The organism is Pseudomonas asplenii (assembly GCF_900105475.1).
Lineage (GTDB): Bacteria > Pseudomonadota > Gammaproteobacteria > Pseudomonadales > Pseudomonadaceae > Aquipseudomonas > Aquipseudomonas asplenii.
This window is the reverse complement of the sequence record NZ_LT629777.1, coordinates 5127026-5144707: the sequence shown is the minus strand read 5'-3', so window position 1 is coordinate 5144707 and position 17682 is coordinate 5127026. Positions and strand designations below refer to the sequence as shown.

Below are 17682 nucleotides of genomic sequence, written 5' to 3'. Positions count from 1 at the left end.
AGCGAGTGAGACGTCAATCGAAGTCGGCGAGGCAAGATGCATTCACATGACGGCCGGGTTTGAGGGCCGTCATGTTTAAAATTGCAAAATGTCGTTACATGTCCGCCTATATTCTGGTGCGCAGGACGCTTTGCCAATCTTCGGCATTAAGCGTTCCCAGCAGGTTCAGCTGGCCATCGGCACCCACCGAGACAAATACTGAGCTGGTGTATTCGCTCTTGTTCGGATGTCGATAGCCCAGCTGTTTTTCGAGGTCGTCGATGCAGCCGCTGTGGGTCACCAGCACCAGGTTGCGATGCGCGGCCTTGTGGGCGAGTGCATCCTGGCCCAGGCTCGGCCCACAGCTCAGTAGCCAGTCGGCGGTGAGAGCGGTCTTGCCGAACATCGCCCTTGCCGTCTGCGTGGTGCGGGTAGTCGGGCTGCTCAGCACGTCGGTGTTGGTCATGCCGATGTTCTGGAGGGCGTTGCCGACATCGGTCGCGGAATGATTGCCTAACTGGGTGATGCCGTCCGCAGGGCCCAGGCACGGGTTGCTCGAGCGATCGCAGCGTTCGGCATGGCGCACCAGTACGATCACGTCCCCGGCCTTCCAGTGGGCATACACCCCAGTGCTGTGCATATGGTCTTCTACCGCCAGGTTCAGTGGGGTACGGGGCCACAGGGCGAAACCGGTAGCCGTCATTGTGGCCAGGGTAAGACCTATCGCCAGCAGTACTGATTTGGCGCGAAATGTGAGGGGCTGCTTCAACACCGCTTGAATTGCAGTAGGGATAACCACGACTTCACCCATTGATTGATTTGGCCCCTTGGACGGGCATTGACTCTGAAAAGGCAATCGGCGTCAGGCAACTCATGGGGCTGCTGATAACGATGGGGAGAATGTAAAGAGGGACAGGTGGGCGCGAAGTGAAAGCGTTGTGAAAATTTTGAAAGTGCGGTTAACCCAACGTTTTCGGCATTTTGAGCCAATACGTGGCGTTATTTTTTGAGGGCATTACGAGGGATGTACGGCATTGCCCGTGCCGATCGGCGACTCGATCGGCACGGGCAGCAGTGTTTGGGCACAAGCGTTACTCACCGCGAATATACTGTTCCAACTGCTGAATCAGGCTGGCCTGTTCGGCGATGGCTTCCTTGACCAGGTCACCGATCGACAGCAGGCCGATCAACTGACCGTTTTCCACCACGGGCAGGTGACGCAGGTGTCTGTCTGTCATGATGGCCATGCAGGTCTCGACTTTCTGGTGTGAATCCACAGTAATGACTGGCGCATTCATGATCTCGCAGACCTTGGTTTTCACCGAACTCAGTCCATGCAGGATCACTTTGCGCGCATAGTCACGCTCACTGATGATGCCCACCACCAGGCCTCTTTCATCGACCACCGGCAGGGCACCGACGTTTTTCTCGGCCATCTTGATCAGCGCCTCGAACACCGTGTGATCGTTGCGGACGGTATACACCTCCTGGCGCTGGCTACCCTTGAGTTTCAACAGTTCTGCGACGGTTTTCATCGATGGCTCTCTCATGCGGTTTCGTGTGGTTCTTGTGTCCGGCCACACTCCATGGCGGCCGGTCTTACAGAATCGTAGACTGATCCCGTGAAGATAATGCAGAAAGCGGCCTTCAGGCGTGAAAAAACGTCATTTTCCGCTGTCATGGGTTCAACTATCGCCGTTCAGTCGCTTCCAGTCCAGATCGAAGCGTGCCAGGTATTTGCGCAGGCGATCGGCGTCGTTCGGGTTGGCCTTGGCCTGGCGCGAGGCATTGAATAGCTGGCGGCCGGCATTCGAGAGGCTGCTGGCGCGCCGGCAGACCGCGATCACCGCATTGAGCTGCAGGCGGTCGAACAGGTCGAGTTCCCGGGCACCGTCACCCAGCAGATGATCCACGGCGTCCGCCGACTCGACGAGGCCCCAGGCACGTCGCAGGCGGACGATTTCCTCCTCGACTTGATGCTCGTCGATACGCCCACTGTCTGCCAGGGTGGCCATGCGGGTGATCGAGGCCGACAGTTCGCGGAAGTTGCCCAGCCAACTCGCCTGCTCGGAGCAGGCGAAGGTCAGGTAACGACGTCGTGCCTGGGCGTTGAAACGTGCCAACTGGCCTTGTTCGCGGGCGTGGCGTTCCAGTTCGAAATCCAGGTTGGGTTCGATGTCCTCGCGTCGATCCGCCAGACCGGGCAGGTCAAAGGTCCAGAGGTTGATGCGGGCGTACAGGTCCTCGCGGAACAGCCCCTCGGCGACGCGGCTGCGTAAATCGCGGTGGGTGCCGGCGATGATCAGGAAGTCGCTTTCCACTTCTCTGTCCGAACCAAGGGGGAAAAAACGTTTCTCCTCGATGGCCTTGAGCAGCATCGCCTGTTCGTCGAGGCCCAACTCGCCGATCTCGTCGAGAAACAGCAGGCCACCGTCGGCAGCCCGCAGCAGTCCCTCGCGACTGTTCTGCGCGCCGGTGAAGGCGCCTTTGGTGTGACCGAACAGTGTCGACATGGCGCCGTCGCCGCGCAGGGTGGCGCAGTTGACTTCGACGAACCGCCCCTGCACCTGGTGGCGGTTGCGCTTGAGTTCGTACAGGCGCCGGGCGAGAAACGACTTGCCGGCCCCGGTCGGGCCAATCAGCAGCATCGGTGCGCGTGAACGCACCGCGACCCGCTCGATCTGCTCGATGGTGCGGTTGAAGGCGGCGTTGCGCGTGGCGATCCCGGACTTGAGAAAGGCCAGCCCCTCCAGTTGTCTGTCACTGAAGCGCTTGGCGATCCGGTCGTAGCGCGACAGGTCCAGGTCGATCAATGTGTGGGTGCCGGTGACCCGCGCCTCTTCATTCAGGCGTCGTGCCGGGGAAGTCTGCACCAGCCGTGCGGGTACGTAACGGGCTTCGGTCAGCAGGAACCAGCAGATCTGCGCCACGTGGGTGCCGGTGGTGATGTGCACGAGGTATTCCTCATGCTCGGTGTCGAAGTGGTAGGCGTTGGTGAAGTCGTCCAGCGCGCCATAGACCTCTTCGAAGTCCCAGGGGTTGCGCAAGGTCATCGGGTGCAGGCGCACTTCGGTTTCCGGCGACACTTGCTGAATGTCGTTGCGTACCCGTTCGGCCAGGCTGATGTCGCGGGCATCGGTGCCGTGGATCAGTTCGAAGCGGTGTACCAGCAGGTCCGGCTGCTGGCACAGGCCCACGCTCGGGCGCCAGTGACTCCAGCGGTTGGCGCCCTTGCCGACGCGATCGAGGTTGGAGCCGATGAAACCGATGGTCACGCAACGCTTCGCAGACATTTTTATACTCACAGATATATCCTGATATCAAAGGATAAATAAATCATCGGGCGTCGTCACGAATGATGCAGCTTGGATAAGCTTTTTTAATATAAAAATACTTATAAAACATGTAGTTATGGATATTTTTGCGATTTATTGAAAAGTTGGCATCCTCGCTGCAATACCGTATTCAGCAGACAAGCCGGCAGACGCAAGCAGCCAGGCACTTGTCGTTGCTTTATCAGGACAGGGCCGGGATATCGGCCATCAGGAAGTGAAGAATATGCAAGACCAGACTTACACCTTGCTCGAAGTCGCCAACGGCAAACCGATCAAACTCTGGACCCAAGGGGTTCCGGTCGAGCCTGAAGCTCGCCAGCAATTGATGAATACGGCGAAGATGCCGTTCATCTTCAAGCACATGGCAGTGATGCCCGATGTGCATCTGGGTAAGGGGTCGACCATCGGTAGCGTGATCCCGACGGTGGGCGCGATCATCCCGGCGGCGGTGGGTGTGGATATTGGCTGCGGGATGATTGCCGCATGCACCTCGCTGACGGCCAGCGACCTGCCGGACAACCTGCAAGGTCTGCGCAGCGCCATCGAGCGGGCCGTGCCCCATGGTCGTACCAGCCCTCGCAGCGGGCGTGACAAAGGCGCCTGGGAGGATGTTCCGAATGTGGCCGACCTGGCCTGGTCGGCACTGGAGCCGCGATTCAAGGCCATTACCGACAAGTACCCGAAGCTGAAGAACGCCAACCATCGCAAGCACCTGGGAACCCTGGGATCGGGTAACCACTTCATCGAGGTCTGCCTGGATGAAGCGAACCGCGTCTGGTTCATGCTGCACAGCGGTTCGCGTGGTGTCGGTAACGCCATCGGCAACCTGTTCATCGAGCTGGCCCGGGCCGACATGCGCGAACACATCGTCAACCTGCCGGACCGTGACCTGGCGTATTTCGAAGAGGGTAGCCAGCACTTCGACGACTATGTGCAAGCGGTAGCCTGGGCGCAGGACTTCGCCCGGCAGAACCGTGCGGTAATGATGGAAGCGGTGATCGCTGCCACGCGCCAGGTGATCCGCAAACCATTCGACGTGGCGCTGGAGGCGGTGAACTGCCACCACAACTACGTACAGAAGGAGCGGCATTTCGGCGAGGAGGTGCTGGTGACCCGCAAGGGCGCGGTCTCGGCGCAGAAGGGTGAGCTGGGGATCATTCCAGGTTCGATGGGCGCCAGAAGCTTCATTGTTCGTGGATTGGGTAACGAGCAATCGTTCTGCTCCTGCAGCCATGGCGCCGGGCGGGTGATGAGCCGGACCAAGGCCAGGCAGATGTTCACCGTCGAGGATCAGATCCGCGCGACAGCTCACGTGGAGTGCCGCAAGGACGAGGCAGTGATCGACGAAATTCCGATGGCCTACAAGGACATCGACCAAGTGATGCACGCCCAGCGTGAGCTGGTAGAGGTGCTGCACACCTTGCGGCAGGTGGTGTGTGTAAAGGGGTAGGATCATGAATGATGGATATGAATCGAGGGGCCTGCGAGGTTGGCTTCCCGCGCTGGAAGACTACGAAGCGGCGCAGGTTCACGACGTGTTGTATCGGCACGATACGCTTGCCGCGCTGTTGATCCTCAGCCGGTCTGGCAACGGCTTTGTGCGTGAGGCTGCGGTTCGCGAGTTGTCGGGGCATGTGGGTGCCGAGGCGCTGGAGGTGTTGTTCGAACGCTTGAACGACTGGGTGCCGCAGGTACGGGAACAGGCCGCGTTGGCGCTGGAGCCTTACCTGGTGTCCGAGAACGCCAGATTTCTGCTGCAAGCGCTGAACGCCTTGCTGGCATTGGCAGGTGGCCGGCGTGCAGATCATGTCGACATCCTTGCCAGGGTGCGCTCTGCATTGCTGCTGGCGCCGTTACGTCAACCTATGGAGGAGGTTTTCCGGGCGAGCAAGGGCAAGGTCGCACGGTTTCTCTTCGGTGTCCTACTCGAAGATTCGACTACGCGCCTCGGGTTGCTCGAGGTGGCGCTGCGTCACCCGGACATGACCGTACGGCAGTTGGCGGTGGACACCTGTGCTGCATTGCCGGCGAAGGAGGCCCTGCCATTGCTGGACGAGGCGATGCGCACTTCGGCTGCCAGTGTCAGGGTCAAGGTGCTAAGGGTGTTGTTGACGCTGCTCGATGATCCAGGAGACGCCTTGGTCAAAGCCCTGTTGGATGCTTCGGCGAGCATGCGCAACCTGGCGATCTGGGCAGCGCCACGTTGGCAGGTGGATTGCCGCCAGGTGTTGTCGACTCGGTTGGCTGGCCCCGTTCCAGCCAGCAAGCATGAGTGGTTGGGGGTGATCGGCTTGGCCAGGGATCTGGATGAGCCTCAGGCAGATCCGATGCTGGTACAGGCACTGCGGTCCCGCTCACTGCATGTTCGGTTGCAGGCGTTGAATGCCTTGGGTGAACGAGGTGTTGCACAGCAGATCGAGGCCTTGGGCGATCCGTCGGAAAAGATCTTCAAGGCGGCGGTGGCCCTGCTTCGCAAGCAGCCCTGGGGGCTCTTCGACGGTGCGCTCGAACGGCTCATGGATGCCCAATGGCACCAACTGCCCGAGTCGCATCGCGGTCCGCTGTTGAGTCTCAAGCCGGGATGGCGACAGTTGGAATACCTGCTGCGGCGCCATGAGCAGGAAGGCAGCGGATCGAATGAATGGCTTGATCGACTGGCTGGCTGCTGTGCTTGTAGATGTACCTGGGGCGACACGAGTACACCCCGTGAGTTGCGCCAGGCATTACTGCGGCAATTACAGGTGCTTGAGGTGCAGGGGGCATTGCCCAGGGGCAGCGTTGATCGGCTCCGCTAGGAAAAGGGAAGGTATGAAGATGGAACACACCGAACGCCACCCGCTGGATGACGCCATGCGCACCCGGGTGCTTGAGGAGCTGGCGCGGATCGAGCGTGAGCGCAATGTGAAGGTGCTGTATGCCTGTGAGTCGGGTAGTCGCGCCTGGGGTTTTTCGTCGACCGACAGCGATTACGATGTGCGCTTCGTTTATGTGGAGAAGCCAGACTGGTTCGTCCAGGTCAGCGAGGCGCGGGATGTGATCGAGCGACCGCTGGACGATGAGCTGGACATCAGTGGTTGGGAGCTGCGCAAGACCTTGGGGTTGTTGCGCAAGTCCAACCCGACCCTGCTCGAATGGCTCGACTCGCCCCTGGTGTATCACCGTGAAGAGGCCGCGACCCGCTCGTTGCGCGAACTGGCGGAGGCGTTCTACAGCCCGCCTGCCGCGCGTAATCACTACCTGTCGATGGCCAAAAAGAATTTTCGCGGTTATCTGCAGGGGGAAACGGTGCGCTTCAAGAAGTACTTCTACGTGCTGCGGCCATTACTCGCGGTGCGCTGGATTGACCAAGGGCTGGGGCGGCCGCCGATGACCTTCGATGCGCTGCTGGGGACGGTCGATGATCCATTGCTGTTGGCGGAAGTCGATGAGCTGCTGCAACTCAAGCGCAGCGCGGATGAGGCCGCCTTCGGCCCGCGACGTCCGGCGTTGCACGGGTTTATCGAAGCGCAACTGCAGCGACCAGTGCCGGTATTGCCGTGCACCCACGAGAACAGTGAACGACTGGACCACTACCTGAGGGAGATGGTTCGTACCTATGCGTGACAGGAAGGCTATGAAAAAGGACATGATCGAACTGGACGGTGCCATGGGGGGCGGCCAGGTCTTGCGTAGCGGCTTGAGTCTGTCGATGCTGACGGGGCGGGCACTGCGTATTGGCAACATTCGCGCCAAGCGCAGTCGGCCCGGCCTGCTGCGCCAGCACCTGACTGCCGTGCTGGCAGCCGCCGAGGTCTGCGGTGCGAACGTGGACGGCGCGCAGCTCGGTTCGCAAAGCCTGTACTTCGAACCGGGACCGATTCGCGGCGGGGATTTTCGCTTTGCCATCGGCACGGCCGGGAGCTGCTCGCTGGTGCTGCAGACCCTGCTACCGGCCTTGTTGCGGGCTCCCGAGCCAAGCCGGGTGCTGATCAGTGGTGGCACCCACAATCCTCTGGCGCCGCCGTTCGAGTTTCTTGAACGGGCCTGGTTGCCGCTGTTGCGGCGGATGGGCGCGAAGGTCGAATTGCAACTGCTGCGCCATGGTTTCGTGCCGGCCGGAGGTGGCGAGCTGGAAGTGTTTGTCCAGCCTTCGACCTTGCAACCCCTACACCTGACCTCGCGTGGCGAGGTGCTTGAGCGTGATGCCCGGGTACTGCTCGCTTGCATTGCCGAAGGTGTCGCCGCGCGTGAACTGGCCAGGGTCGCCTGTCGCCTGCATCTGCCCGAGGAGGCGTGCCGTACGATATTTATCGACTCGGCGGACAGCCCGGGCAACGTGCTGCTGCTGGAGTATCGCTGCGAGCAGTTGAGCGAGCTGTTCTGTGCCTTCGGGCAAGTCAACATGCGCTCCGAGGCCGTGGCCGATGTGGCGATCAACGCCGCCAGGCTCTGGCTGAACAGCCAGGCGGCGGTGGCCGAGTATTTGGCCGATCAACTGCTGTTGCCCATGGCCATGGCGGGCGGAGGGAGCTTCACCACGCCGAAGATGACCGAGCATCTGCAAAGCAACATGCAGGTGATCGAAGCCTTCCTGCCGCTGAAAATGCGCTGTACGTCGGATGCAGATGGCGTATTGCGGGTCGAATGTCGAGCCTGATTCAGCGTTCCTGCTGCTGACGCCGGAACTGGCCCGGCGGCAGACCCTGAGTCGCCTTGAAACGGCGCGAGAAGTAGGCTTCATCGGCAAAGCCGCACAGTCTTGCGACCTGGCTGATGGGCTGGTCGCTATTGAGCAGAAGGGTGCGGGCCAGGTGCATGCGTCGTTCCAGGACCAGCGCCGAGAAGGTGTTGCCGATTTCCTTGCGCAACAGGTGCGTCAGGTAATTGGGTGAGAGGAACGCCGCGTCGGCGGTGTTCTTGAGGTTCAGCGCCGGGTCGGCGATGTGCTCGCGCAAATAGCGCGAGACCCGCGCCATGGCATCTCGCCGGCCCCGCCGGGCGGCCTTGTTCGCTGACAGGGCTTCGAGTTCGTTGCTGTAGCGGCTGCAGACCTTGCCGGTCAGTTGCAGCAGGCAGCCCTTGAGTGCCTGGCGGGTGCCCAGGTCGCGGCCCTGATCCAGTTCGCGCATTTTTTCCAGCAGCGCCAGAACGTCGGCGAAATCCTCTTCGTCGAGGATGAAGTCCAGGTGCTCCTGGTACTGGAACGGCGACAGCTCCGGCAGGTCCTGGATGGACAGGTCTTCCAGGTCCAGCGGATCGCAATCCAGATGCGCCAGGAAAAACGCCTGGGAAAAATTGATCAGGACGAAATTGCTGTCCTGCGGATGCGGGATCAGGTGCAGGCGATGGGGCAGGATAAACGCCAGGGCTCGTCGTGGGTAAGGCCGGATGGCGCCGCCAATGTGCTGCACGGTATCGCCGCCCAGGTTGATCTGGATCTGGAAGTAGTCGTGTCGGTGCGGGGTGACAATGGCCGGGCGTGCCTGCTGGTCACGAATATAGAAGTCCGGGCGGTCGCTGCGTTGTTGCATGCCATAGGTGCGCACGCGGGAGGAACTCGACATCGACACTGTCCTTGAGCGGCTGAAGCGGGATATCGGCATTCTAGGGCAATGGCGACATCCCGACATCCGGCTACCGCTTAGCGCTGGCCGATACTCAGCTCGAAGGTGTCGAGACCGTCGATCCCGGCGCTGATCCGATCGCCCGGCAGCAGGGCGCCAACGCCCGCCGGGGTGCCGGTGAAGATCAGGTCGCCGGCGCGCAGGGCAACTGAGCGTGACAGGTGGCTGATCACCTCCGGTACCGACCAGATCTGGTCCGCCAGGTCGCCGCGCTGGCGCTCGACCTCGTTGACCTTCAGCCAGATCGCACCACGTTGCGGATGCCCCAGGCTGCTGGCCCGGTGCAGTGCCGTGCAGGGGGCCGACTCATCGAAACCCTTGGCCCAGTCCCAGGGGCGTCCGAGTTTCTTGGCCTGGGCCTGGATGTCCCGGCGGGTCAGGTCGAGGCCGACGCCGTAGCCCCAGACATGGGCGAGGGCATGATTCGGCTCGATATTCTTGCCGCCTTCGCCGATCGCGACCACCAGTTCGACTTCGTGGTGCAGGTCTTCGGTCAAGGGTGGGTAGGCGACCACGCCGCTGGCCGGCACCACTGCATCGGCGGGCTTCATGAAAAAGAAGGGTGGTTCGCGATCCGGGTCATGACCCATTTCCCGGGCGTGCTCGGAATAATTGCGGCCCACGCAGAACACCCGTCGAATCGGGAAACGGGCGGACTCGCCGGCAACGGGCAGGGACGGGGTGGCTTGGGGGGCGAAAACATAGTCGCTCATGAGCAGTTCTCCTTGGTGGAATCGAGCCGTTGGTGATCGGCGATGACACCAGTGTGGAAGAACGGAGCGGCTTGGAGTTGGACAAATCCAGCAGGCTTCTGGACTTTTGCACGGCAGTTTGCCGCAGTGGGAGGAGGGGGCGGTGAGCAAGATGACAGGGCCATGCAAGCAGGCTGATCCATGACGGTAGAGCCTGCCCATCGCGGGCAGGCTGCAGGTTCAACTATCAGGCGCTCTTGGCCAACGCGTGGTGGGAGGCCCATTCGGCTTTCAGGGTCTGGAGTACGCGACCCATGAAGTCCTTGTCTGCGGCCGCCTTTTTCCCGGTATAGCCCTGGCCGCGACGGTACATCGCGAGGCAGGCCAGCAGGTTGGGCTGGGCGCGGCTGAAATGCTGTTCATCGATATGGGACGAGCGTCGATCGAGTTTTACCTCGCCGGTTTCGCTGATCCAGAGGATATGGTCGTCGTGGCTGTCCTTGCAGAATGCGAAGAGACCAGCCAATTGATCGATAGTCGGATGATTGTTCAGATTCATGTTAAAGCCCCTTTGACCACTCGTTAATCTGTCTGGTTTACGCGTGTATCGTTGCCAAGACGGCGAATTGCTGAGGTGCCGCATGCGGGCAAATACTGCCCGTGGATGTGGCGCCAGCCCTGGGGTGTGATGTGTGTAGCGGGGGGTGAGGTCCGCTACACGTGGCGTCTCGGCGAGAAGAAGCAGCGCTATCCTTGAACGGCGCTGACGACAGTAACGAAGTCAGCCACAAGCATTTTGAGGACGTTAGGCCGGTGCTTCTCGCCCGTTGGGACGATCACGACAGGTCAGCTTCATCAATCTGCCTTGTGGGCAGTACAGATCCGGAACAGCTCGACGGCTTGTCGAGCCTGTTGTCACAACAGCTTTTGCAGCGCTCCCGATCAGGGAGTGGCTTCATCATGCAAGTGCGAAAAGCGCGCGTCAATGGTTTTGTAGTGATTTTTTTATCTCACTACATATTGCGAATTCATGCCCACTTGCAATTTAGCCAAAGGGCTGATTGGCCGGAAAATGACCGGCAAGTCTTGGTTTTGTGGTGAAAACCAGTGGCGCCGCAGGTCTGGAGGGCGTCAGACTGTTGCAGAAGGTGCAACAGAGCGTTCGGCTTCTGCCGGTATAAACCGTCGGTCGATTGCCCTAAGCTCGATAACCTCTGAATCCGTCTCCGACACTGTTTTGGGAAACTCCATGTCACAGCTATTTCCGACCACGCGCTTGCGTCGTCTGCGCCGAAACGAAAGCCTGCGCGGCCTGTTCCAGGAAACCGAGTTCAGCCTCAACGACCTGGTTCTGCCCATCTTCGTCGAGGAGGGTATCGACGATTTCGTGCCCATCACCAGCATGCCTGGGGTGATGCGGATTCCGGAAAAGAAGCTGGCGAGCGAGATCGAGCGTTACGCTCGCGCCGGGATCAAGTCGGTGATGACCTTCGGTGTCTCCCATCATCTCGATGCCACGGGCAGTGATACCTGGAACGAGCAGGGCCTGGTGGCGCGCATGGCGCGAATCTGCAAGGACACTGCGCCGGAAATGGTGGTGATGTCCGATACCTGCTTCTGCGAGTACACCTCCCACGGTCATTGCGGTGTACTGCACGGCGATGCGGTGGACAACGACGCCACTCTGCGCAATCTCGGGCGCCAGGCCGTGGTCGCGGCCCAGGCGGGAGCGGACTTCATCTCGCCGTCGGCAGCGATGGACGGCCAGGTCCAGGCCATCCGCAGCGCCCTGGATGCCGCCGGTTTTCTCGATACCTCGATCATGGCCTACTCGACCAAGTTCGCTTCGGCGCTCTACGGGCCGTTCCGCGAGGCTGGCGGCACGGCGCTCAAAGGTGACCGCAAGGCCTACCAGATGAACCCGATGAACCGCCGCGAAGCGGTGCGCGAGTCGCTGCTGGACGAGCAGGAAGGGGCGGATGCCTTGATGGTCAAGCCGGCCGGCGCCTACCTCGACATCATCCGTGATATCCGCGAAGCCTCGCGCTTGCCGCTGGCGGCGTACCAGGTCAGTGGCGAGTACGCGATGATCAAGTTCGGCGCCCAGGCCGGTGCCGTCGATGAGCATCGGGTGTTGCGCGAGAGCCTGGGGGCGATCAAGCGTGCGGGTGCCGATATCATCCTCACCTACTTTGCGATGGATATCGCCCGCGACGGGATCTGAGCCACGGCTCGATATCCGCAGCCGTTTGCTTCATCCTGAGGGCTTCTCAGCCCTCGGGATCCTGCCTGCCCATGCGTTTGCGTCGATTCAGCATGACTCTTGCCGCCTTGTTGGCGCTGGCCGGTTGCGGTTCACAGCGTGCTCAGCAAAGCCTTGTCGAAGACCCGCAGCAGGTGCGTGCGCAGATCCTGCGCCTATTGCCGCCCAAGGTCGTGGACCGTGCCGGCTGGGCCGCCGATATCCAACTGGCGTTTACGCGTCGAGGGCTGTCACCGAGCGTCGAGAATCTCTGTTCCGTGCTGGCCGTGACCGAGCAGGAGTCGAACTTTCAGGTCGATCCAGCGGTGCCTGGCATGGGTCGGATTGCCCGGCAGGAAGTCGACCGGCGTGCGGCCAGGGTCCATGTTCCCGGCGTATTGGTGAGTGCAGCGCTGCGATTGCCCTCGTCCACGGGCAAGAGTTACAGCGAGCGGCTGGACAGCGCACGCACGGAAAAGGACCTGAGCCTGATTTTCGAGGACTTTATCGGCCAGGTCCCGCTGGGGCGTACCCTGTTCGATGGCTTCAACCCGGTGCATACCGCAGGTCCCATGCAGGTCAGCATCGCCTTTGCCGAACAGCAGGCACGGGATTATCCCTATACGGTCGAAGGCTCTATTCGCAATGAGGTGTTCAGCCGACGGGGCGGCCTGTACTTCGGCATCGTTCACCTGCTCGGTTATCCGGCGAACTATCCTGAGCCGCTCTACCGTTTCGCCGATTTCAATGCCGGTTGGTATGCCAGTCGTAATGCGGCGTTCCAGAGTGCGCTCAGCCAGGCTTCCGGGGTTCCGCTGGCCCTGGATGGCGACCTGATCAACTACGGCGCGCTGCTGCCCGGCACCACGGAACGCGCAGTCCGCCAACTCGGTCAGCGGTTGGGGCTGCGCAACCCGCAGATCCGCAGTCAACTGGAGCAGGGCGAAAGCATCACCTTCGAAAGCACCGAGGTCTACCGAAAAGTCTTCGCCCTGGCGGAAAAGGCCGCGGGCAAGCCGTTGCCGCGGGCGATCCTGCCGGGCATCACTCTGCAAAGCCCGAAGATCACCCGCACATTGACCACGGCCTGGTTCGCCAAGCGTGTCGACGAGCGTCGCCAGCGCTGCATGGCCAGGGCTGGCGGCTAAATCGCGAGACTACAGTGGCGCCGCCTGTTCATGGGCGATCAGCATCATCGCGGCCGACAGCGTGTGTCCGTCGGTGATGCGGCCAGCGGTGATCATCGCCAGCAATTCCTGGCGAGTGACGAGCAACACCTGGTCGACTTCACCATCGGTGCTTTCGGTCGCGTCCCCCTCGATGTCCACCCGGCAGACGGCGACTGCGCTGGCGATCAGCGAGGTGTTGCTGTGCAGCAGCCCCAGTTGCGTGACGTTGCGTGCCGGCCAGCCGGTCTCTTCCTGCAGTTCGCGGGCTGCGGCGTCGCAGGCGGTCTCGCCCTGGTCGATCGCGCCACGGGGAAATTCGATGGATTGGCCGCCGATGGCTCGGCGACGCAGCTGTGCCAGCATCAGGCGTCCGTCAGGCAGCACGGGGATCGCGACCACGCCGTTGATGGCCTGGCGTTCCTTGACGATGAAATAGCCGCCTTGCTTGACCACGTCGAAGTAGGGCGTGTGCAACAGGCATTCGGATTCGGTATCGGGCTTCATGCGGGATGTCACTCCAGAAAACAGCGGTCGAACAGATAGAGCGCGTCGGGCTTGAGGTTTTCCAGGGTGGCTTGCGGACGGCCGCCGTCCCCCTGTTTCTTGCGCCCGGTTTCGCGCAGGTAGCCGGCTTCGGTCATTTTCAGCAGGCGTTGTCGGGTACTGGTCTTGAGCACGGGACGTGCCAGTACCAGAGAGAAGATCGCGGTGGCTTCCGGGGCGCTGAACTCGGTGCCGAGGAACGTCAGGGGCAGGCTGCTGTAAAGCGATTTGGACAACAGTCGCTCCTGTGTGGCCGCCACCAATGCGTTGTGATCGAAGGGCAGGCGCACCGAACCGTTGGCGACACTGTCCAGGGCGAACCAGGCCTGTTGCTCGTTCAGGGGCGATGGCTGGTCGACGATGGCCAGGTAGAAGGTCGAGGATGACCAGCAGCGCGGGTCGCGAAAGGCATCACCGACGGTACCGACCTGTTCGATCCAGGCCAGCGGCAGGTTGACCTTGTCGCTGGTGCGCAGGCGTTCCACCGCATCGGCCAGCGTCAGGTCGGGCACCGCGCCGTTGACCACCAGGCCGGGCAGCGCCCAATGGGCCTGAAACGGCTCGGCCTCACGTTTGTGCAGCAGGATCTGCAGCGCCTGGGCTTCACGGCAGTAGAAAAGCACGCACAGGTCGACGGTGTGCAGATAGTCGCTTTTTTTCGGTGGGCTGGGTGTCGGGTCCGGCATATCAGTTCCTGTGTGCGGCGTAGAGGCCGTAGTCTACCGGATTCATCCCCGGTGCCATCCAGTGCGCGGGCAGTGTTTCGCCCAGCGCCAGGCGCTCGCGGAGCAAGGTGCTGCGCACGCCGACCTGTTCGTCCACGCAGAGCACCGAAAAACGTTCGAGCAGTTGCGTGCCCAGATGGAAATCCGGCAATTGCGCGGCGACGTCGTGGCCGACCACCAGGGCGATCTGCCGGGTCGGCAGGCCGGTGATTTGCGCGAGGGTGCACAGTAGCCCATAGCTGTAGACCGGTGCATCGGTCAGTTGGGCCAACTGTTGCTCGATCCGGCAGGTCGAAATGGCCGAGGAACAGAACGGACGCACCTGCTCGACAATCGCCTGCAGCCAGCCCAGGCGCAGTTCGTAGTCAGCCATGCGCTTGCCGTGGGGGTGCCTGAAGGAGGGGACCACCCACACCGAGCGGGCGTGGCGCGAGGCCTCGATCATCACCTGGGCGTGACCGGCGTGAGGTGGATTGAAGGCACCGCCATAGACTGCGAGTTCGTACATGGGAAGGTCTCCTTTTTTATGAAAGTATATGTCATGTACTTATTGGTCAAGGAGATTTCATGGGCTGATTTATTTATTGGTCAAGGTCCAAATATTTTCTTAGATCGGGCTTGATTTGAAAGTACATGACATGTACCTTTGTCTCATCGCAAAGGGAGAACCCGCCATGAACGCTCAAGTGATCAAGACCGCCGCCTTCGATGTCGATGCCCAGAAAGGCTTCACCCCTCTGTGCCCGGATGAGCTGCCGGTGGTCGGCGGCCACCTGATCGGCGCCGAGTTGAACTTCATGGCCTCGCTGGCCGAGATCCGTGTCGGCAGCAAGGACGCCCACAGCCCCAAGGCACCCTGGGTCGTCGAGTCCCATGAGCAGATGCTCAAGCCCACCGGCCTGGAACACGCTGACCTGACCTGGGTCAGCCACTGCGTCCCCGGTACCGAAGGCTTCACCCTGCTCGATGAGCTGCCGGCGCCCCAGGACTACGACTACTTCGTCTGGAAGGGCGTGGAGCCGGCGTTGCACCCTTACGGGGCCTGCTTCCACGACCTCTATCACCAGCTCTCGACAGGGGTGATCGAGTACCTGAATGCCCGTGAGGTGCAACAGGTGATCGTCGGCGGCCTGGCCCTGGATTTCTGCGTCAAGACCACCGCGCTGCAACTGGCGGGGGCCGGTTTCAAAGTCATCGTTTATCTGCCAGCCTGCCGGGCCATCAGTGCCGATGGCGCGCAACAGGCCATCCACGACCTGCAGCAGGCGCGGATCGCAGTCGTCAACAGTCGTGAACAACTGGTCCGTGCGACCGGCCACAAGGAGTAACTCATGGAAAGCGCATTCAACCGCGAAGGCGGCGTCATCCAGAGCTTGCTGGATACCGATTACTACACCTTCACCATGATGCAGGCGGTGCTGCACCAGCACCCCAACGTCGAGGTGGAATACCAGTTCATCGTCCGCTCCCGGGAGAAGCTCGGTCATCTGATTCCCGAAGTGCGCGCCGAGCTGGAGAAACTTGCCGGCCTGCAGATGCGCGAAGGCGAGCTGCGCTTTCTGTTCAACCGGCGCTTTCGCGAGTATCTGACGGTGGACTTCGAACAGTTCCTCGGCCTGTTCCGCTTCAACCTGCGCTACATCCACGTCAGTGAAGTGGACGGGCAACTGTCTATCCGCGTGCGGGGGCCGATGCTGCACTGCATCATGTTCGAGCAGCCGGTGCTGGCCCTGGTCAGTGAGTTGCGCAACCGCGACAAGTACCCGGATGTGGCATTGGAGGACGTCAGCCGCAAGCTCTACCAGAAGTTCGAATGGCTGGAGAAGAACTTCAGTCGCGAGGAACTGGCCGACTTGCGGGTCTCGGACTTCTCGACCCGGCGGCGCCTGTCGTTCCGCGCCCAGCGCGAGGTGGTGGACATCATGCGCCGCGACTTCCCAGGCGTGTTCGTCGGCACCAGCAACGCCCACCTGGCCTACGAATTCGACCTGCCGCTGATCGGCACCATGGCTCACCAGTGGCTGATGGTGCACCAGCAACTCGGTCGCCTGCGGGAAAGCCAGAACGCGGCCTTGGAAAACTGGGTGCACGAATATCGCGGCCGACTCGGTATCGCCCTGACCGACTGCATCAGCACCGACTTTTTCCTTGCGGACTTCGACCTGTATTTCGCCAAGCTCTACGACGGTCTGCGCCAGGACTCCGGTGATCCGATCGTCTGGGCCGACAAGGTGCTGGCGCGCTACCGGCAGTTGGGGATCGATCCGATGAGCAAGGAGCTGATGTTCTCCGATGGCCTGAACTTCGAGAAATGCCTGCCGATCATGCGCCACGTGCGGGGCAAGGCGCGTTTCGGTTTCGGCATGGGCACCAGCCTGGCGTGCGATGTCGATGGCGTCGAACCGCTGAGTATCGTGATGAAACTGGTACGGGTCCATGGTGAACCGGTGGTGAAGTTTTCCGATGACCCGGTGAAGAACGTCTGTGAAGACCCCTCGTTCCTGCGCTATGCGGCGCAGGTGTTCAAAGTGACTGAAATCAATCGGCAACTGGAGGTGTGAGATGGCAACCGTGGCTCAGGATCGTATTGCCCAGGCGCTGGGTGTGAACCGGCAACTGGCTCCCGGCGACGAAGCCGGAGAACTGGCCCGGCGTATCGAGTTCATCAAGGCCACGCTCAAACGCTCCGGCTGCCGGGCACTGGTGCTTGGCATCAGTGGTGGCGTCGACTCGCTGACCGCCGGCCGTCTGTGCCAGTTGGCGGTCGAGCAACTGCGTGAGGAGGGCGTTACCGCACGTTTTATCGCCATGCGTCTGCCGTACCGGACCCAGGCCGATGAGCACGATGCCCAGGCCGCGCTGGCATTCATCCGGCCGGACCAGATCAGCAGCGCGAATATCTCGGCGTGCGTGGAAGGCCTGATGGGCAGCCTTGAGGCCGAAGCTGTACAGGCGACACCGGCGCAGGTCGACTTCGTCAAGGGCAACGTCAAGGCCCGCGCACGGATGATGACCCAGTATGCGCTGGCCAACTTCGTCGATGGCCTGGTGGTCGGCACCGACCATGCCGCCGAGGCGCTGATGGGCTTTTTCACCAAGTTCGGGGATGGGGCCTGCGACCTGGCACCGCTGTCGGGTCTGACCAAGGGTCAGGTACGTCGACTGGCATCGGCGATGGGCGCGCCGCAGCCGCTGGTGTTCAAGACACCGACAGCGGATCTGGAGGAGTTGCTGCCCGGCAAGCCGGACGAAGCCGCCTACGGCTGCACCTATGCCGAGATCGACGCCTACCTGTTGGGTGAGCCGGTTTCGGCGCAGGTCAGCGCAATCATCGAGGCGGCCTACGCCAAAACCGCGCACAAGCGGGCCTTGCCGTATTCGCCGGTGTGAGCCC

Annotated in this window: 19 protein-coding genes; 10 read left to right on the top strand and 9 right to left on the bottom strand. The window is 61.5% G+C overall.

From position 1 onward, the window contains the following. Positions 1–106 precede the first annotated feature (106 nt). The 3 genes from pmrG to rtcR form a co-directional block, all read right to left on the bottom strand. Positions 107–682 (bottom strand): lipopolysaccharide core heptose(II)-phosphate phosphatase PmrG, encoded by a 576-nt coding sequence (pmrG, locus tag BLU37_RS22710; RefSeq protein WP_090209131.1) that lies wholly within the window; start codon positions 680–682, stop codon positions 107–109. Positions 683–1070: 388 nt separating this feature from the next. Beyond that, a complete protein-coding gene (locus tag BLU37_RS22705; protein WP_010448226.1) occupies positions 1071–1514 on the bottom strand; it encodes a CBS domain-containing protein in 444 nt (147 codons plus the stop codon). 150 nt (positions 1515–1664) lie between these two features. Further along, positions 1665–3272 carry an RNA repair transcriptional activator RtcR gene (gene rtcR / locus BLU37_RS22700; RefSeq protein WP_090209129.1) on the bottom strand — a complete coding sequence of 536 codons (1608 nt, stop codon included), beginning with the start codon at positions 3270–3272 and terminating at the stop codon, positions 1665–1667. Positions 3273–3537: 265 nt separating this feature from the next. Between rtcR and BLU37_RS22695 the strand changes: the two genes are divergently transcribed. The 4 genes from BLU37_RS22695 to rtcA are packed head-to-tail and all read left to right on the top strand — an operon-like array spanning position 3538 to position 7950. Then, positions 3538–4764, top strand: a complete 1227-nt coding sequence (locus BLU37_RS22695) for an RtcB family protein (protein ID WP_090209126.1) — start codon at positions 3538–3540, stop codon at positions 4762–4764. A gap of 4 nt (positions 4765–4768) precedes the next feature. Then, the gene (locus tag BLU37_RS22690) at positions 4769–6109 is read left to right on the top strand and encodes a PBS lyase (RefSeq protein WP_090209124.1); all 1341 of its coding nucleotides are present in this window, start codon (positions 4769–4771) and stop codon (positions 6107–6109) included. 19 nt (positions 6110–6128) lie between these two features. Continuing rightward, positions 6129–6917, top strand: a complete 789-nt coding sequence (locus tag BLU37_RS22685) for a nucleotidyltransferase domain-containing protein (RefSeq protein ID WP_090210992.1) — start codon at positions 6129–6131, stop codon at positions 6915–6917. Positions 6918–6927: 10 nt separating this feature from the next. Continuing rightward, positions 6928–7950, top strand: a complete 1023-nt coding sequence (rtcA, locus tag BLU37_RS22680; protein ID WP_090209119.1) for an RNA 3'-terminal phosphate cyclase — start codon at positions 6928–6930, stop codon at positions 7948–7950. A gap of 1 nt (position 7951) precedes the next feature. On the opposite strand, the gene BLU37_RS22675 is transcribed toward rtcA, so the two are convergent. From BLU37_RS22675 to BLU37_RS22665, 3 genes are all read right to left on the bottom strand, one after another. After that, positions 7952–8857, bottom strand: a complete 906-nt coding sequence (locus BLU37_RS22675; protein WP_090209116.1) for a helix-turn-helix transcriptional regulator — start codon at positions 8855–8857, stop codon at positions 7952–7954. 77 nt (positions 8858–8934) lie between these two features. Then, the gene (locus BLU37_RS22670; RefSeq protein ID WP_090209113.1) at positions 8935–9630 is read right to left on the bottom strand and encodes a fumarylacetoacetate hydrolase family protein; all 696 of its coding nucleotides are present in this window, start codon (positions 9628–9630) and stop codon (positions 8935–8937) included. 226 nt (positions 9631–9856) lie between these two features. Beyond that, entirely contained in the window at positions 9857–10168 is a 312-nt protein-coding gene (locus tag BLU37_RS22665) for a hypothetical protein (RefSeq protein WP_090209111.1), read from the bottom strand. Positions 10169–10362: 194 nt separating this feature from the next. Here BLU37_RS22665 and BLU37_RS29125 point away from each other — a divergent pair, with 194 nt between their 5' ends. The 3 genes from BLU37_RS29125 (at position 10363) to BLU37_RS22655 (ending at position 12999) form a co-directional block, all read left to right on the top strand. Further along, the gene (locus tag BLU37_RS29125) at positions 10363–10710 is read left to right on the top strand and encodes a hypothetical protein (protein WP_157696403.1); all 348 of its coding nucleotides are present in this window, start codon (positions 10363–10365) and stop codon (positions 10708–10710) included. A gap of 148 nt (positions 10711–10858) precedes the next feature. Continuing rightward, complete coding sequence (gene hemB, locus BLU37_RS22660; protein WP_090209108.1) at positions 10859–11833, top strand: porphobilinogen synthase; 975 nt, start codon at positions 10859–10861, stop codon at positions 11831–11833. A 71-nt stretch (positions 11834–11904) separates the two neighbouring features. Continuing rightward, on the top strand, positions 11905–12999 hold the full coding sequence (locus BLU37_RS22655; protein ID WP_090209105.1) for a DUF1615 domain-containing protein: 1095 nt from the start codon (positions 11905–11907) through the stop codon (positions 12997–12999). A gap of 9 nt (positions 13000–13008) precedes the next feature. Here BLU37_RS22655 and BLU37_RS22650 read toward each other — a convergent pair whose 3' ends face one another. From BLU37_RS22650 to BLU37_RS22640, 3 genes are read right to left on the bottom strand one after another with little or no spacing between them, the layout of a single operon-like run. Next, a complete protein-coding gene (locus BLU37_RS22650; protein WP_090209102.1) occupies positions 13009–13524 on the bottom strand; it encodes an NUDIX hydrolase in 516 nt (171 codons plus the stop codon). An 8-nt stretch (positions 13525–13532) separates the two neighbouring features. Further along, on the bottom strand, positions 13533–14249 hold the full coding sequence (locus tag BLU37_RS22645; RefSeq protein WP_090209100.1) for an NUDIX hydrolase: 717 nt from the start codon (positions 14247–14249) through the stop codon (positions 13533–13535). 1 nt (position 14250) lies between these two features. After that, positions 14251–14796, bottom strand: coding sequence for an adenylyltransferase/cytidyltransferase family protein (locus BLU37_RS22640; RefSeq protein ID WP_029532873.1), 546 nt, complete (start codon positions 14794–14796; stop codon positions 14251–14253). A 166-nt stretch (positions 14797–14962) separates the two neighbouring features. On the opposite strand from BLU37_RS22640, the gene BLU37_RS22635 reads away from it, so the two are divergent. The 3 genes from BLU37_RS22635 to nadE are packed head-to-tail and all read left to right on the top strand — an operon-like array spanning position 14963 to position 17678. Continuing rightward, positions 14963–15616, top strand: coding sequence for an isochorismatase family protein (locus BLU37_RS22635; protein ID WP_029532874.1), 654 nt, complete (start codon positions 14963–14965; stop codon positions 15614–15616). Positions 15617–15619: 3 nt separating this feature from the next. Further along, positions 15620–16849: a nicotinate phosphoribosyltransferase gene (gene pncB / locus BLU37_RS22630; RefSeq protein WP_010448246.1), complete on the top strand. Its 1230-nt coding sequence runs from the start codon at positions 15620–15622 to the stop codon at positions 16847–16849. Position 16850: 1 nt separating this feature from the next. After that, positions 16851–17678, top strand: coding sequence for an ammonia-dependent NAD(+) synthetase (nadE, locus tag BLU37_RS22625; protein WP_090209096.1), 828 nt, complete (start codon positions 16851–16853; stop codon positions 17676–17678). Positions 17679–17682 lie beyond the last annotated feature (4 nt).